Below are 14,692 nucleotides of genomic sequence, written 5' to 3'. Positions count from 1 at the left end.
ATCAAGCCCTCCTGCGGGAAGGGCAGGTTCAGCAATCAGAATTCTACATTTTAAGTCCTGGTTTTGAATCCAACCTCTGATTTATTTACAATTTAAAAATTATCACATTTTCAAAAAGTCAATTTTCTAACAGCGCAGTGATCTAAATTCTGAATTCTAACTCCTTCTCGCTTCCTTCTCCATTGGCAATAGTGCACGATAAATAAATTCGTTCACTGGAGTATCAACACCTAGTTTTTTTCCCTGCTCTACAACATACCCATTAAAGTTCCCTAATTCTGAAGGGCGACCAGCCATAATATCTCTTTGAGTAGAAGCAGTCGCCGTCATTCCCTGGTTACCGATAAACTGAAATAACTGCGCTACATCTTCATCATTAAAATCTACTCCTTTTGCCTGTGCAATCGCCTGAATTTCGAGTCCGGTTTTCTTTAAAATACCCTGCAAATAATCGTCCTGCCACATTTTGCCAATACTTACTCGGGTTAAACCTCCCAAACCGCTAACGGTGGCAATAAAACTGAATTTCTTCCAAATCGCTTTATGAATATCATCTGGAACAATTCCTTTAAAGCCAGAATTGTTGAAAATTTCTTTCAATTTTAAAACACGCTCAGATTTTTCATTATCCAGCTCGCCAAAAATGATTTCAGGATCAAATTGGAAGTGATTGATCACTCCCGGGGCTTCTTTTTTACTGTAAATTCGGCAAAAACCAGCTAAAACATTCTTTTTAGGCAATACTTCCTGAAGCTTCTCCATATTATCGGCGCCGTTTTGCAGTGGCAACACCATAGTTTCTTCAGTAATTATCGATTTTAGATGTTTTGCGGCATCTTTTATTTGCCAGGATTTTAAGCCAAAAATCACCAAATCTGGCGATTCAATTTCACTAATATCATCAGTTGCTTTTGCAGGCTTTACTGTAAAATCACCATTTACACTTTTAACTATTAATCCGTTTTCCTTTATGGCTTTTAAACTTTCATTTCTGGCCATAAAGGTAACGTCGTGACCTGCCTGCGCAAGCCTACCACCAAAGTAACCGCCTACTCCGCCGGTGCCGTATACAAGAATTTTCATAGTTTCAATTTTCTTTTTCTAAAATTCGAATTTGAACTCAAAAATTTAATAGCATTTTCACACAAAATGAATCTTATTCTTCCAAATTTACGCTTATCAGAATAATTAATAAAGTTTGGACGTTAAGAAAGTCTTGAAACCGTTTACTTTATTATTTTTACAAAAAATTGGTAGCTGTTTATGAGCACATCTTTTGAAAGATATCAAAAGCGACGTTTAATTTCATCCTATTTCTCTGTAGTGCTAAGTATCGCATTGGTACTTTTTCTATTGGGAATGCTGGGATTGTTGGTTTTAAACACCAAAAAAGTAGCAGATCATTTTAAAGAGCAAATCGCCCTTACGGTGTATTTTAACGATGATGCTAAAGATGAGGCCATGCAGAATCTTACTAAAAGTTTAGATACCGCTTCGTACACACGATCGGTAACTTTTGTATCGAAAGAAGAAGCTGCCGAACAAACCAAGGAAGCGATTGGCGAAGATTTTATGGAGTTTTTGGATTACAATCCGCTTCAGAATTCGATCGATGTATATATGAATGCCGACTTTGTTTCTTCTGAAAAAGTAGAAGAAATTGCTGCAAAACTTTCAGAAAATAGTGCTGTAGACGAAGTAGCTTACGATAAGCCATTAATTTCTTTGCTGAATAACAATCTTAAAAAGATAAGTTTCTGGGTATTAATTGTTAGCGCTTTATTCACTTTTATCGCAGTTTTACTTATTAATAGCTCTATAAGATTATCGGTTTACTCGAAGCGTTTTACCATAAAAACCATGCAAATGGTTGGTGCTACCAAAGGATTTATTCGCCGTCCGTTTATCTGGAACAGCGTAAAACTTGGAATTATCGGCGCCATTGTAGCCCTTATAGGAATGGCTGCAGTAATCTATTACCTAAACAATAGTTTTGCTGAATTAAACCTGCTAGCCGATAAAAAACTTATATTAGCCTTATTTGGTGGTGTTTTTTTAACCGGAATCGTAATCACCTGGTTAAGCACCTTTTTTGCAACCACCAGATTCTTGAATTTAAAAACAGACGAGCTTTATTATTAAAGCAAAAATCATAGAACATGAGCAATAACACTAAACCCCAAGAACAAGACAAAAATTTTGTATTTGGTAAAAAGAATTACAAATTCATGTTTATTGGTCTGGCGGTAATCGCTTTAGGATTTATTTTGATGGCAGGCGGCGGTAGCGAAGATCCTAACGAGTTTAACGAAGCTGTTTATAACTTTCAGCGCATTCGCCTTGCCCCAACCATCGTTTTAATTGGTTTTGGGATTCAGGTATTCGCCATTTTAGTAAACCCAAACAAAAAATAGAATTTGGATACTTTAGACGCCATTATCCTGGGAATTATTCAGGGATTAACTGAATTTTTACCCGTTTCTTCCAGTGGACATTTAGAATTAGGAAAAGCTATTTTAGGCGACAGCAGTTTGCCTGAAGAGTCTATGATGTTTACGGTTGTTCTTCATTTTGCAACGGCTTTAAGTACGATCGTTGTTTTTAGAAAAGACATATTCGATATTTTTAAAGGACTTTTTCAGTTTAAATGGAACGAGGAAACGCAGTTTTCAGCGAAGATCATTATCTCTATGATTCCTGCTGCACTTATTGGTGTTTTCTTTGAAGATTATTTAGAAGAACTTTTTGGCGGAAGTGTTGTTTTTGTTGGCTTTATGCTAGTAATCACCGCACTCTTACTTTGGCTTGCAGATAAAGCAAAAGACACGGGTAAACCGGTAAGTTTTATGAATGCTTTTGTGATTGGTGTTTCACAGGCGATCGCCATGTTACCGGGAATTTCACGTAGTGGTTCTACCATTTCGACTTCTGTTCTTTTAGGGAATGATAAAACAAAAGCTGCGCGTTTTTCATTTTTAATGGTGGTGCCATTGATTTTCGGTAAAATCGCTAAAGATTTAATGGATGGGAATATCACTGAAGAATCTGTTGGTGGTTCGCATCTTATTATAGGTTTTGTTGCCGCATTTTTATCCGGACTTGTGGCCTGCACCTGGATGATCTCTTTGGTTAAAAAGAGTAAACTTTCTTATTTTTCAATTTACTGTTTTATCGTAGGAATCATCGCAATTGGCTTTGGTTATTTTGCATAACTCATTCTGAATTTATTGCTGAAGATCTAAGTAGAAAATTCAACAAAAACTGAAATTATTGCCTACGATCCTAAATTTGTATTTAAGTTTGAAGCCTTAAACAGATTTTGTAATTATGGATCATCCTATTATCACTGCGGAAGAATTTAAAACCGGCCAAATCTTACTTTTTGATAAGCCATTAAACTGGACGTCTTTTCAACTGGTGAATAAAGTACGATGGATGATTCGTAAAAGCTGTAATATTAAAAAAATAAAAGTTGGCCATGCCGGCACCTTAGATCCATTAGCAACCGGACTTTTAATTATCTGCACCGGGAAGTTCACTAAAAGAATTCCAGAGCTACAAGGGCAAATTAAAGAATATACCGGCACTTTTCAACTAGGAGCTACAACACCTTCTTACGATCTGGAAACCGAAATCGACGAAACTTTCCCAACAAAGCATATTTCAGAAGAAAACATAATAGAAACAACCAAAAGCTTTATTGGCGATATTGAACAATATCCACCGGTTTTTTCAGCATTAAAAAAAGACGGAAAACGACTTTATGAATATGCACGAAAAGGCGAAAAAGTTGAGATCACACCAAGAAAGATTAGCATTGAAGAATTTGAAGCCGATGCTTCAGATTTCCCGAATATTAACTTCAGGGTAGTTTGCAGTAAAGGAACGTACATAAGAAGCCTTGCTCACGATTTTGGTAAAAAACTTGAGAGTGGCGCGCATCTTTCAGCATTAAGAAGAACTAAAATTGGCGATTTTAATATCGAAAATAGTTTAAATCTTGATGATTTTGAGAAGCAATTGCCAGGCCCGGTTTCTGGTTCTTAGAAGCGCTTTCCAATCGTGATCCCAACACGTGGATAAACTTCAGCAGCTTTTTGATCCCCAAATAATCTACCAGCACCGGCATAGATCTCACCGATATAATTATTACGAGTTAAAAGCTTAAAACCAACAGCGGCACCCAAACCAAAATTGGTCGTTTTTTCATCGTAAATAGAATGTTCTTCAATGATCATATCATCTTCGTAATAAAAATCATAGTTAACATAATAATCATGGTAGGTAGCAACCGCGGTATTGGCTTCAATAAAAAAGCCTGCATTTTTCTTTTTCCCGAAAAACAATCGATAATAAGGACTAAAAATAAAACGTAAAGCCATATCCTCTTCGCTATCCAAAGCTATAGCCAGGGAAGCTCCAACACTGCTATTATCCTCTAAAAAGTATTCGTAAGTAATTTCTGGAACTCCGGCAACAGACATGGCCAAATTTAGCTTTAATTCCTGCTTAGTGTCGTCGAATTCCTGATCTTCCTGCGCACTAATGATCGATGATACACTAAGAAAACTTAGTAATAGTAAGATTTTTTTCATTATTTGATTGATGTGATTTTAAGATATATCTACGAATATATCAAAATAAACAACTAACCTATGATTTATTTACTAACATTACTTAAAATATAGCAATTTATTCTATTATCAACTCACTTTACTCAAAATGTAAGTTTTAATAAGCCAAAAAAGTCTTAACTAACTCATGGGAATATAAATTCTAAAAAATGCTAACTTCCCTTCAAAATAGAGAATAGCGATCTACGTTTTTATTGCATGCAGTTTATAGAAAAATATAAAGCTTTAATATTAACCATTTTGGTTTTTCTAATCTTGATCTTAGTGCTATACAACTGGCATTTGGGTAGTAGTGCAAAAAAAAACCAGGAGTTTTTGGTAGATCTTGATTCTTTTACTGAATCTTTAAAACAAGAACAGGAAGAGCCACAACCTGAAGAAGAACCTGAACCTACCAACTCAAAAACGCAAACACACCGGGCTTTTGATCAAAATAATGAGGCTAGAGAAGCGAATTTCGATAAACAACTAAATGACATTTTCCAAAAGAATTCGGCTTCACAAACCGAAACTTCAGAAAACAGCGAGACCTCTTCCTCTGGCAATTATGCAGTTGGAAGATCTGGTAAAACAACACAAAAAAGATCTGATGGAAATAATACAAGCAGCAAAACCTCTACACAATCTGGAAATTTAAGAAACAGTTCTATTTCTTTTAATCTTAGGGGAAGAACGGCAGTAGATATTCCTAATCCTATTTATACCTGTAGTGTTCCTGGAAAGATTGTGATCAATATTAAGGTGAATGAAAATGGTCGCGTAACTGCTACTTCGTTTAATGAAGCAAGTTCTTCTACAGATAATAAATGTTTGGTGGAAAATGCTTTAATTTATGCTTCTGAAGCTATCTTTAGCGAGTTATCGGGAAGAGATAATCAACCAGGAACGATTACCTATCAATTCAAACCTTAAAAAATGACCGAAAAACATAGATGTGGCTGGTGTCTGGGAGATCCTTTATATGAGGCTTATCATGATGAAGAATGGGGTGTACCGGTACATGATGAGCAAAAGTTATTTGAATTTCTAATCCTGGAGACCTTTCAGGCAGGTTTAAGCTGGATCACAATCTTACGCAAACGAGAAAACTTTAGGGAAGCCTTTGATAATTTCGATTATAAAAAAGTAGCTAAATATTCCGAAGAAAAAATTCAGGAATTATTGCTGAATCCGGGCATCATCAGGAACAAATTAAAAGTAAGGAGTGCCGTTACCAACGCACAGCTTTTTATGAAAATTCAGGAGGAATTTGGCAGTTTCGATAAATACATTTGGAGTTTTGTAGATCACAAACCTATACAAAATAAGGTTGAGAACTATAAAAATGCTCCTGCTACTACTGAAGTTAGTGATAAGTTAAGCAAAGACCTCAAAAAACGCGGATTCAAATTTGTTGGTTCTACGGTTGTTTATGCGCATATGCAGGCCACCGGAATGGTTAACGATCATGAAGTTTCTTGCTTTCGATACGAGGAAGTAAAAAAGCTTTCTTAGTCGCCTAACGATGTTCCTCTAAAATTCTATACTGAATATCTACTAGCGTTAACACCGGAATCTCACCAGACCCGGCTTGCAGATCTCCTTCATCGTAAGTTCTTAGTTCTGAAAATTCTTGCGTACAACTACTATTAGCACTTAAATAATCACAGGGATTTTCACCGTTATAACGCTGAGTGGTCACACTAAAATCTTCCACACCTTCCTGCCCAATATAAATCTGTGGATAACCCTCTACATCAAAATCTGACTCGTTATAGAAAGTCATTCGGTATTCCATTAAAGTAGTCATCGCTTCAGTATCGATTTCATAATTAAAGTAGTCTACTTCAACAGAAATTTCAGCAGGTGTTAATACTTCTGGTTCGTCATCATCGATGTTTGAAGAACATGCGCTTAAAATAGCCAAACCGAATAAAAGGAATATTTTTTTCATCTGATTTTTGATTGATGAAGGAAATTTAATAAAAAATCCTTAGCTACTTCAGAAATTTTAAAAACTCATTTCTGGAAATTTCTTCAGCTCCCAAACTTTCTAAATGATCTGTATGAACCTGGCAGTCTATTAGTTCTACTCCGTTCTTTTGAAGTTTCCTCACCAAGCTTATAAAACCATATTTAGAAGCGTTACTTACTCTCGCAAACATACTTTCGCCACAAAAAACCTTCTTATTTTTTAAGTAAATACCATACAATCCACCAACGATCTTACCATCCTGCCACACCTCTACAGACTGTGCGATTCCTTTTTTATGCAAACCCGTGTAAGCCTGTTTCATCTCTGGTGTGATCCAGGTTCCTAGTTGACCTTTTCGTTTTATTGCAGCGCAATTTTCTATAACGGTTTCAAAAGCTTCGTTATAAGTCACTTTAAAAGCTTCTTTCTTAAGCAATTGTTTCATGCTTTTCGAAACTTTTAATTTCTGCGGAAATAATACCATTCTTGGATCTGGGCACCACCATAAAATCGGTTGGGATTCGTCATACCAGGGAAAAATTCCTTTAGAGTACGCTTCCATTAACCGGCTTTGTGTTAGAGAGCCGCCAACAGCCAGTAAACCTTCTTCTGAAGTGTATGCGATATCGGGAAAGGGTTCAAAAGGTTTGAGAATCTGCAAAACTGAGGTAATTTTTTCTATTCAGAAATGTACAAAAAGAAAAAAGCTTAGCACGTTAATCGCGTACTAAGCTTTTCGTAAAAATATGTCTCAATTTCTAGAAAGGAAGATCGTCGTAATCTTCATCTTTAAAATCTTGTGCTGGTTCAAATTGATCTGCCGGTGGCGGTACATTTTGGCCTCCTGGCTGTGATGGCTGTAAGTTTTCGATTCTCCAACCCTGAATAGAGTTAAAGTATTTGGTTTCTCCCTGTGGACTCACCCATTCTCTACCACGAAGATTAATGCCAACTTTTACCGGCTGCCCAACCTGATAACTATTTAATAGATCTGTTTTATCCTGAACAAACTCGATCATTAAATGTTGTGGATATTGCTCCTCTGTAGTTACAACTAATTCTCTCTTTCTAAATCCGTTATTACCAAAAGTTTTGGTATCTCCAATTAATTTAATCTTTCCTTGTACTTCCATCTTCGTTTAATAATTTGCTAGTAATAATTTCCACGCTTCTATCACTTTCCCTTTATCCAGCAATAACTGCGCCTGTTTATGAATTGCTTCTGTTTCTTTCGCTGCAATGATTTCGGTTAACAAATCATCTTCAGAAACATATAATTTCGCTTCTTCTAATGTTGGTAATTCTTCTATATTACCCAACTTACCAAGATCATTTCCTGTTAAGATACTACTTTCTCTAATTTCCTGCGGAATTGCATCTACACCAATTCCTAAATTAGCGATAGGTTTTGGCACTTCAAACATGCCGTCTTTAGCCCTGGTGTACCAGTTTCCACCCATTCTTGCAACCTGATCGATCTTTATTTGGTCGATATAGCCATCTTCATCCAGTATCTCTTCTTTTATATGAGTTTTTAAAACTTCACACACTACGAGATTTCCTGCACCACCTTCCTGACCAAGCTCGATGATCTCTTTGACCTTACATTCAAACTGAACCGGAGATTCTGCCAACCTAAATGGCCTTACCAGATCTGATTTTTGCATTGTGAGCCCAGATTTTTCGAACTCGTTTACACCTTCAGCATAATCTGTACTACTTAAAGACATTTGCTGCACCATATTGTAATCTACAATGTTGATCACGCACTCTTCAACCACTTTAAGGTTTAAGAATGTATGTTTAAGGCTTCCATCCTTTCCTCTTCTTACTGGCGAAAACACCAAAATTGGCGGATTAGCACTAAAAACGTTAAAAAAACTGAATGGTGCCAGGTTTGGTCTTCCTTCAGCATCTAAAGTGCTCGCAAAAGCGATAGGCCTTGGCCCAACTGCCCCGCTTAAATACCTGTAAAGAGCGCCAGAAGGCGATTCCTTAGAATCTATACTAAACATGCATCGATTTTTCACAAAGGTAACAATTAGGTTAAGGAATATAAAGCATGCCTACACAATAATATTCACATTAAAACGCTTATATTTAACCGCTTTTAAAATGGAGGGGAACTCTTTATGAATTTTAGTGACGAACGAAAGTTTAACCGTTGGTTTATCATATTTGCTGGATTAGCCGTTATTATTTTAGTTTTATGGAATACCACCATATTTTTTAACCGGCTAAAAGACGAGGAACGTACGAAGATGAGCATTTGGGCTGAAGCGCTTTTAGAGTTAGATCGCGCTGATAGCAACCAGAATTTGAGTCCGCTTATACTAAATGTTTTAAATAGTAACACCAGCATTCCTACTTTACAAACCGACGAAGAAGGAAATATCGTGTCCTCGCATTTTATCGACCCCGATAAAATAGATACACAAGAAAAAGCCGAAAATTACCTTAACAATCTAAGAGCAGAAAATGAGCCTATCATAATGCATTTAGACAGGTTTAGAACGCACAAAGTTTACTATGGCAATTCTCCTGTTTTAAACAGTTTAAAATATTATCCGCTTGGGTTGGTAACTATTGGTTTCTTAATTATTGGTGTCATTTATTTCTTTTATACTACGACCAAAAATAGCGAGCAAAATAAACTTTGGGCAGGGATGGCGAAAGAAACAGCCCACCAGATAGGTACTCCATTAAGTTCTTTAATTGGCTGGACAGAGATCTTAAAGCAGGAGAAAGTAAACGAAACCTATGTTACCGAAATGGAAAAAGACATAGAGCGTTTACAAACGATAACCGAGCGTTTCTCCAAAATAGGATCTGCTCCACTTTTAGAAGAAACAGATCTTGTTGAAGCAACAAGACAAAGCTACCAGTATTTACAATCCAGAAGTTCTAAACTTATCGAGTTTCAGCTTCAGGTACCAAGAGAGAAAATCATTGTTAATCTAAATACCCAACTTTTTAGCTGGACGATAGAAAACCTGGTAAAGAACGGCATCGACGCCATGCGAGGTAAGGGAAAAATCACTATCGAAATTAAACAAAATGAGAAACAGGTTTTTGTTTATGTTCACGATACCGGGAAAGGTATTGACAAAAGCCGATTCAAAATTATTTTTGAACCCGGACAAACTACCAAAAAACGTGGTTGGGGACTTGGTTTATCTTTAGCAAAGCGAATTGTGGAAGAATACCATAATGGCCGAATTAGAGTTGCGAAAAGTGAAATTGGCGAAGGCTCTACTTTTGAAATTATGCTGAAAAAAGCCTAATATCGATCTAATACTCCCCTAAGATCTTCAGGAATTGGAAGTGTTTTATTTTCACTGAAATCGTAAAAAACCGAAACATCTTTTCCAACTGCACAAAGCTGATTTTCTTCGTCAAAAATATGATGTTCGATCTTAAAACTTTTGTTCCCAATTTCAGCAATTCTGGTTTTAACAATTGCGCTACCAGGGTAATGCAAAGCTTTTTTAAAATCGCAATGTGTAGAAACCAGCATTGCTCCTTTATCTTCTTCAGCATACATTTTATGCAACCCGGTGGCTTCCCATAGATTCACTCTGCCAGATTGCATAAAACGCATAAAACTAAGATTATTAACATGGCGGTACATATCAAGATCGCTCCAGTCTATCCTTAATTTTAATTCAAGCTTAAAATCTTCCAAACTTATAAGTTTACGTGTATAGATTCTGCCAATTCTTTAAAATCATCGTCACTCATTTCGTAATGATTCGCAAAATCCATATCACTCATATCGTTAAGCGGAATTAAATGTACATGCGTATGTGGCACTTCAAGACCAACGACAGCAACGCCAACACGCTTACAAGGCACTGTTTTCTCTAATGCCAGTGCTACTTTTCTGGAAAAACGCATAAGCTCCATATACATTTGTTCTTCCATATCAAAAATATAATCTACTTCCCTCTTCGGAATACAAAGCGTATGTCCTTTACAATTTGGGCGAATATCTAAAAAAGCCAGAAACTGGCTATCCTCTGCAATTTTATAGGCAGGAATCTCTCCCTTAACTATTTTCGTAAATAAACTGGCCATAATTGATTGTTTTGATTAGTATTATAAAATTAAAAATCCTTTTCCTGAATCTCCGTTAAAAGATTAAGAAAAGGACTTTGATATATCTTAATTAAAAGTTTACCGGCACTTATTCACGCCATATCTCTAAAACCTCAAATTTCATCACGCCGCTTGGTACAGCAATATCTGCAACTTCACCAACCTTTTTGCCTAATAAACCTTTACCAATAGGAGAATCTACAGAGATTTTACCGGTTTTAAGATCGGCTTCGCTTTGGGCTACAAGCTTATATTTAACTTCTGCCCCATTACTTTGATTTTTGATCTTTACATGAGAATGGATTAGTACTTTAGAAGTATCTAATTGGGACTCATCAATCACACGTGCATTAGCAACGACTTCTTCTAATTTTGCAATTTTCATTTCTAAAAGTCCCTGCGCTTCTTTTGCTGCGTCATATTCTGCATTCTCACTCAAATCCCCTTTATCCCTAGCTTCAGCAATAGCTTCAGAGGCTCTTGGACGCTCTACATCTTTAAGTTGATTTAATTCATCCCTTAATTTTTTCAGTCCTTCTGCAGTGTAGTAAGATACTTTACTCATAACTTCGTCGTTTTTATAATTGGTAAAGGGCCTTTATTGAGAGGCCTGTTTCCAAAAAATAATATGTTTTTAATGATTGTCTTAATCTAATGGCCTTTTTAAAAAGGCTTAGTGAATAAAAAGATATTCAACTAAAGGAGATGTATAAAGTCCCGCGGCTTGACTGCGAACTTCGTATTTAAAAGCTGCATGATCATTAGATTACTGTTTATTAATAAAAAAAATCCCACCTATAATGGGATTGATACTAACAAATATAAGAAATTTACATTTGCGATAAAAAAAGAAATTGAATGAAGCGTTTTTTATTTTTCAGCCTATTAAGCATTTTAATTACAGGCTGTTCCAGTAGTGACGATGGCCGTAATAACAACCCAAATTTAGTCGATGTAAATTTTAGATTTCAGATAAATTTGGATTTTCCACAATACAATCAACTTAATTTCCCCGGAAATCAAATTGCGATCTACGATGATCTTGCAGGAATTGGCGGCGTAGTGATTTACAATGTAAATAACGACCTTTACCTGGCTTACGAATTAAGTGATCCTAATCATGTACCAGATGAAGATTGCCCAGGAATGACAATGAACGGCATTGAAGCTACCTGTAGTTGCGAAGAAAATGTTTACAATATTGTGACCGGCGAACAAGTAGAAGGCGATGGCGAATATGCCATGAAAGCTTATCGAGTAGAGGCTAACGGCAGGTTTCTTACCATTTCTAACTAGTTATTTTCTAAAATTACCCGGAGTAGCATCTGATGCCTTATTGAAAAAATTGAGATAAGGATTCTCAAAAACTCAAGTTTAAACGGTACGCAAATTCACTAACAAAATTAGATAAATTACAAACCAAATTTTAGAAGCTATCAAACCAATAATGGTAAAATTCAAACAGAAAACTACCTCAGGGCATTATAGCCTTTGGCGGAACCAATAAAAAATGCCTGAAGATTTTTTCAAATTTCAGGCATTCATAACTAAAATAAAGCAAACAAATTTAAAATCTTAGTGTAACTCCGGCTAAAAAGTTTGTCGTTGCTTGTGGATAATATCCTGCTCCGCCTAAAGTTTCTACGCCGTTTGGCATATCTGGATTTTCTATATCGTAGGTATAGAAATAACCATTAGATACATACTCTTCACCAAAAATATTGTTTACCAAACCTGTAAAAACCACCTCTTTAAATAAAGGTGCATTTTCCCAAACATATTGGAGATTAAGATCGTTCACGAAATAAGAATCCAGTTTAGATCCCTCTAACTCTAGATTACTCATATATTGCTCGCCAACATATTTACTCAAAAAGTTTAAGTGAAGATTTTTAACCGGGGAAACTCGTATCATGTTTCCGGCCACGATATTCGGAGAAAATGAAATCTCGGTATCTCCAAAGTTTTGCTGAGCACCATCAAAAACCGCTACAAAATCTCTATTTCTATTTCGGCTTACTGCAATATTTGGACGTAAACTCAACCATTTATTCACCCAGATATTTGCATCGATCTCTAAACCTAATCGGTAACTTTCGCCACTGTTTTTTCGAATAGCTGCACCTTCTTCGTCAATTTCTCCGGTAAGTACTAATTGATCTTTATAATTCATAAAGTAAAGATTGGTATTCACCTGGGTTTTCCCAGCATTAAAACGCCATCCCAGTTCGTAATCTACCAGTTGTTCTTCAGTTGGAGAAACCTCATCATTTTCAAAAGCATCTTCATAATCAGATCGTGAAGGCTCACGATGCGCCACGGCTACAGATCCATATAACTGATTTTGCTCATTGAATTGATAAGTAAAACCTCCCTTTGGATTAAAGAAATCGAAATTTGCATCGATAGGAAAATTAGTAACTTCTTGCGTTGGGCCGTTACCTTCGTAATTAATGGTTCTTAACTGCAAGTCTCCATAAACAGCAAACTTATCTGTGATAGAAACGGTGGCTTTTGTATAAATATTAAAATCTGTTTTTACCGCATTATTTTCATAAAACGGCTTGTATGGATCATTGTTTCTGGCAAATCTTGTATAGATAACTTCTCCAAAATGATCGCCATCATAACGGTTCCAACCACCACCAAAAATGGCATCTACCGTAGTGTTTTGATAATTTAAACTAAAAGTGGTTCCGTAGAAATGATTATCTAACCAGCTGGTATTTACAAGATCTGATGTGGTAACTTCAGCCCCATTTGCCATAAAATTTGGTAATCCAAATGCATTAAGACTTGCATCTTCCTCGTACTCCTCGTAATAACCTCTCCCGTAGGTATAATGCAATGCGAAATTAGACGACCAGTTTTTATTGAAGGTTTGATTCCACAGTAACTGGTAATGATCCTGCTGGTAATTATCGGTTTGGTTGTCATAGTACCTCACATTCCCGTCCTCATCGGTATATTCTCCTGCCGGATTATACGTTCTATCACTTTCTAAAGTTGAAGCATCGATCCCATACCAGGCCTGGTAAGTTCTTTCTTTTCCGCCAAACATTAGTGCCTTTACCAAAGTTCCGCCATCTACATAACTTCCCTGAAGGAAATATGATTTAAGCTCAGATTCGGCCCTGTCGATATAGCCATCACTTTTAATTAGAGAAGCTCTTCCAGAAAATTCCCAGTGATCATTAAATAAACCTGTACTGAATTTTGCAGTATGTTTATGCGTATTGTAAGAACCGTAGCTATTAGCTACTTCAGCTGAAGCTTCTTGATTGTATCTATCGGTTAAAATATTAATACTTGCTCCAAAAGCTCCTGCACCGTTAGTAGAAGTTCCTACACCACGCTGTAACTGGATATTCTCTGTAGATGAAGCAAAATCGCCCAGGTTTACCCAAAAAGTCCCCTGACTTTCAGCATCGTTATACGGCACACCATTAATAGTTACATTGGTTCTAGTGGCATCACTACCACGAACCCTAATCCCGGTATAACCAATCCCATTTCCGGCATCTGTGGTAGTTACTACAGAAGGCAGGTAATTCATCAAAACCGGGATATCCTGTCCAAGATTTCTTTCCTCGATTTCTTCATTGGTTAAATTACTGTAGGTAATTGGCGAATCTGCATCTACACGTATAGATTGTAAAAAGACTTCACTTAAAGCTTCTTCTAAACCGCTAAGATCTACATCCAAAACCATATCTGACGTAAGATCGATGTCAAAAGATTTTCGGTTTCCGTATACAAACTGAATCGTGTGTACACCTTCCTCTAAAGTTAATTTGTAATTACCAGAATTATCGGTGATCGTACCAGATTTTTTAGTTGTTGTGTAGACTGAAACGCCACTTAAAGCTTCACCTTCTCTCGTAACTTTCCCTGTTAGTTGGTATTGCTGCGCCATCGCTACAAATCCACAGAGCATGGTTAAAAAACTGAATAATATGTTTTTCATTCGTAAAATGTTTACGAATAAAAGGGGCCATTATTCCAT

18 protein-coding genes are annotated in these 14,692 nt (G+C 36.4%); 8 read left to right on the top strand and 10 right to left on the bottom strand.

Annotated elements, in window-relative coordinates; translation table 11 throughout:
• Positions 1-156 precede the first annotated feature (156 nt).
• The gene (locus INR75_RS06105; protein ID WP_223091189.1) at positions 157-1,083 is read right to left on the bottom strand and encodes a ketopantoate reductase family protein; all 927 of its coding nucleotides are present in this window, start codon (positions 1,081-1,083) and stop codon (positions 157-159) included.
• Positions 1,084-1,263: 180 nt separating this feature from the next.
• Between INR75_RS06105 and INR75_RS06100 the strand changes: the two genes are divergently transcribed.
• From INR75_RS06100 to truB, 4 genes are all read left to right on the top strand, one after another.
• Positions 1,264-2,142, top strand: coding sequence for an ABC transporter permease (locus tag INR75_RS06100; protein ID WP_223091188.1), 879 nt, complete (start codon positions 1,264-1,266; stop codon positions 2,140-2,142).
• Positions 2,143-2,159: 17 nt separating this feature from the next.
• Entirely contained in the window at positions 2,160-2,414 is a 255-nt protein-coding gene (locus tag INR75_RS06095; protein ID WP_084841226.1) for a DUF3098 domain-containing protein, read from the top strand.
• 3 nt (positions 2,415-2,417) lie between these two features.
• Positions 2,418-3,212 carry an undecaprenyl-diphosphate phosphatase gene (locus tag INR75_RS06090; protein WP_092540109.1) on the top strand — a complete coding sequence of 265 codons (795 nt, stop codon included), beginning with the start codon at positions 2,418-2,420 and terminating at the stop codon, positions 3,210-3,212.
• A gap of 115 nt (positions 3,213-3,327) precedes the next feature.
• Entirely contained in the window at positions 3,328-4,047 is a 720-nt protein-coding gene (truB, locus tag INR75_RS06085) for a tRNA pseudouridine(55) synthase TruB (protein ID WP_223091187.1), read from the top strand.
• Here truB and INR75_RS06080 read toward each other — a convergent pair.
• A complete protein-coding gene (locus tag INR75_RS06080; protein WP_223091186.1) occupies positions 4,044-4,595 on the bottom strand; it encodes a DUF3575 domain-containing protein in 552 nt (183 codons plus the stop codon). The two genes, truB and INR75_RS06080, sit on opposite strands and share 4 nt — an antisense overlap.
• Positions 4,596-4,832: 237 nt before the next feature.
• On the opposite strand from INR75_RS06080, the gene INR75_RS06075 reads away from it, so the two are divergent.
• Together INR75_RS06075 and INR75_RS06070 are read left to right on the top strand one after the other, a co-directional pair.
• Entirely contained in the window at positions 4,833-5,546 is a 714-nt protein-coding gene (locus INR75_RS06075) for a hypothetical protein (RefSeq protein ID WP_223091185.1), read from the top strand.
• Positions 5,547-5,549: 3 nt separating this feature from the next.
• The gene (locus INR75_RS06070; protein WP_223091184.1) at positions 5,550-6,128 is read left to right on the top strand and encodes a DNA-3-methyladenine glycosylase I; all 579 of its coding nucleotides are present in this window, start codon (positions 5,550-5,552) and stop codon (positions 6,126-6,128) included.
• A 4-nt stretch (positions 6,129-6,132) separates the two neighbouring features.
• Here INR75_RS06070 and INR75_RS06065 read toward each other — a convergent pair whose 3' ends face one another.
• From INR75_RS06065 to INR75_RS06050, 4 genes are all read right to left on the bottom strand, one after another.
• On the bottom strand, positions 6,133-6,567 hold the full coding sequence (locus INR75_RS06065) for a hypothetical protein (RefSeq protein WP_223091183.1): 435 nt from the start codon (positions 6,565-6,567) through the stop codon (positions 6,133-6,135).
• A gap of 43 nt (positions 6,568-6,610) precedes the next feature.
• Complete coding sequence (aat, locus tag INR75_RS06060; RefSeq protein ID WP_223091182.1) at positions 6,611-7,249, bottom strand: leucyl/phenylalanyl-tRNA--protein transferase; 639 nt, start codon at positions 7,247-7,249, stop codon at positions 6,611-6,613.
• Between the two features lie 97 nt (positions 7,250-7,346).
• Positions 7,347-7,721, bottom strand: a complete 375-nt coding sequence (locus tag INR75_RS06055; protein WP_092540102.1) for a DUF3127 domain-containing protein — start codon at positions 7,719-7,721, stop codon at positions 7,347-7,349.
• 6 nt (positions 7,722-7,727) lie between these two features.
• A complete protein-coding gene (locus INR75_RS06050) occupies positions 7,728-8,603 on the bottom strand; it encodes a flavin reductase family protein (protein WP_223091181.1) in 876 nt (291 codons plus the stop codon).
• 117 nt (positions 8,604-8,720) lie between these two features.
• On the opposite strand from INR75_RS06050, the gene INR75_RS06045 reads away from it, so the two are divergent.
• Entirely contained in the window at positions 8,721-9,872 is a 1,152-nt protein-coding gene (locus INR75_RS06045) for a HAMP domain-containing sensor histidine kinase (protein ID WP_223091180.1), read from the top strand.
• On the opposite strand, the gene INR75_RS06040 is transcribed toward INR75_RS06045, so the two are convergent.
• The 3 genes from INR75_RS06040 to greA all read right to left on the bottom strand — a co-directional run bounded on the left by INR75_RS06040 (position 9,869) and on the right by greA (position 11,251).
• Positions 9,869-10,273, bottom strand: a complete 405-nt coding sequence (locus INR75_RS06040) for a thioesterase family protein (protein WP_223091179.1) — start codon at positions 10,271-10,273, stop codon at positions 9,869-9,871. The genes INR75_RS06045 and INR75_RS06040 overlap by 4 nt on opposite strands.
• Before the next feature lie 2 nt (positions 10,274-10,275).
• A complete protein-coding gene (locus tag INR75_RS06035) occupies positions 10,276-10,665 on the bottom strand; it encodes an HIT family protein (protein ID WP_223091178.1) in 390 nt (129 codons plus the stop codon).
• 109 nt (positions 10,666-10,774) lie between these two features.
• Positions 10,775-11,251: a transcription elongation factor GreA gene (gene greA / locus INR75_RS06030; RefSeq protein ID WP_084841214.1), complete on the bottom strand. Its 477-nt coding sequence runs from the start codon at positions 11,249-11,251 to the stop codon at positions 10,775-10,777.
• 293 nt (positions 11,252-11,544) lie between these two features.
• On the opposite strand from greA, the gene INR75_RS06025 reads away from it, so the two are divergent.
• Positions 11,545-11,982 (top strand): hypothetical protein, encoded by a 438-nt coding sequence (locus INR75_RS06025; protein WP_223091177.1) that lies wholly within the window; start codon positions 11,545-11,547, stop codon positions 11,980-11,982.
• A 271-nt stretch (positions 11,983-12,253) separates the two neighbouring features.
• On the opposite strand, the gene INR75_RS06020 is transcribed toward INR75_RS06025, so the two are convergent.
• Positions 12,254-14,653, bottom strand: coding sequence for a TonB-dependent receptor domain-containing protein (locus tag INR75_RS06020; protein WP_223091176.1), 2,400 nt, complete (start codon positions 14,651-14,653; stop codon positions 12,254-12,256).
• Between the last annotated feature and the right edge of the window lie 39 nt (positions 14,654-14,692).

The sequence above is a fragment of the Zunongwangia sp. SCSIO 43204 genome (genome assembly GCF_019904275.1).
Classification (GTDB): Bacteria; Bacteroidota; Bacteroidia; order Flavobacteriales; family Flavobacteriaceae; genus Zunongwangia; species Zunongwangia mangrovi.
The sequence above is the reverse complement of the archived record's forward strand: the minus strand, read 5'-3'. Positions and strand labels throughout refer to the sequence as shown.

Bases quoted from the DNA above. Each gene is read 5' to 3' on its own strand.
- INR75_RS06105 (WP_223091189.1), bottom strand. From the start codon at position 1,083: ATGAAAATTCTTGTATACGGCACCGGCGGAGTAGGCGGTTACTTTGGT.
- INR75_RS06100 (WP_223091188.1), top strand. From the start codon at position 1,264: ATGAGCACATCTTTTGAAAGATATCAAAAGCGACGTTTAATTTCATCC.
- INR75_RS06095 (WP_084841226.1), top strand. From the start codon at position 2,160: ATGAGCAATAACACTAAACCCCAAGAACAAGACAAAAATTTTGTATTT.
- truB (WP_223091187.1), top strand. From the start codon at position 3,328: ATGGATCATCCTATTATCACTGCGGAAGAATTTAAAACCGGCCAAATC.
- INR75_RS06080 (WP_223091186.1), bottom strand. From the start codon at position 4,595: ATGAAAAAAATCTTACTATTACTAAGTTTTCTTAGTGTATCATCGATC.
- INR75_RS06075 (WP_223091185.1), top strand. From the start codon at position 4,833: ATGCAGTTTATAGAAAAATATAAAGCTTTAATATTAACCATTTTGGTT.
- INR75_RS06070 (WP_223091184.1), top strand. From the start codon at position 5,550: ATGACCGAAAAACATAGATGTGGCTGGTGTCTGGGAGATCCTTTATAT.
- INR75_RS06065 (WP_223091183.1), bottom strand. From the start codon at position 6,567: ATGAAAAAAATATTCCTTTTATTCGGTTTGGCTATTTTAAGCGCATGT.
- INR75_RS06055 (WP_092540102.1), bottom strand. From the start codon at position 7,721: ATGGAAGTACAAGGAAAGATTAAATTAATTGGAGATACCAAAACTTTT.
- INR75_RS06050 (WP_223091181.1), bottom strand. From the start codon at position 8,603: ATGTTTAGTATAGATTCTAAGGAATCGCCTTCTGGCGCTCTTTACAGG.
- INR75_RS06045 (WP_223091180.1), top strand. From the start codon at position 8,721: ATGAATTTTAGTGACGAACGAAAGTTTAACCGTTGGTTTATCATATTT.
- INR75_RS06035 (WP_223091178.1), bottom strand. From the start codon at position 10,665: ATGGCCAGTTTATTTACGAAAATAGTTAAGGGAGAGATTCCTGCCTAT.
- greA (WP_084841214.1), bottom strand. From the start codon at position 11,251: ATGAGTAAAGTATCTTACTACACTGCAGAAGGACTGAAAAAATTAAGG.
- INR75_RS06025 (WP_223091177.1), top strand. From the start codon at position 11,545: ATGAAGCGTTTTTTATTTTTCAGCCTATTAAGCATTTTAATTACAGGC.
- INR75_RS06020 (WP_223091176.1), bottom strand. From the start codon at position 14,653: ATGAAAAACATATTATTCAGTTTTTTAACCATGCTCTGTGGATTTGTA.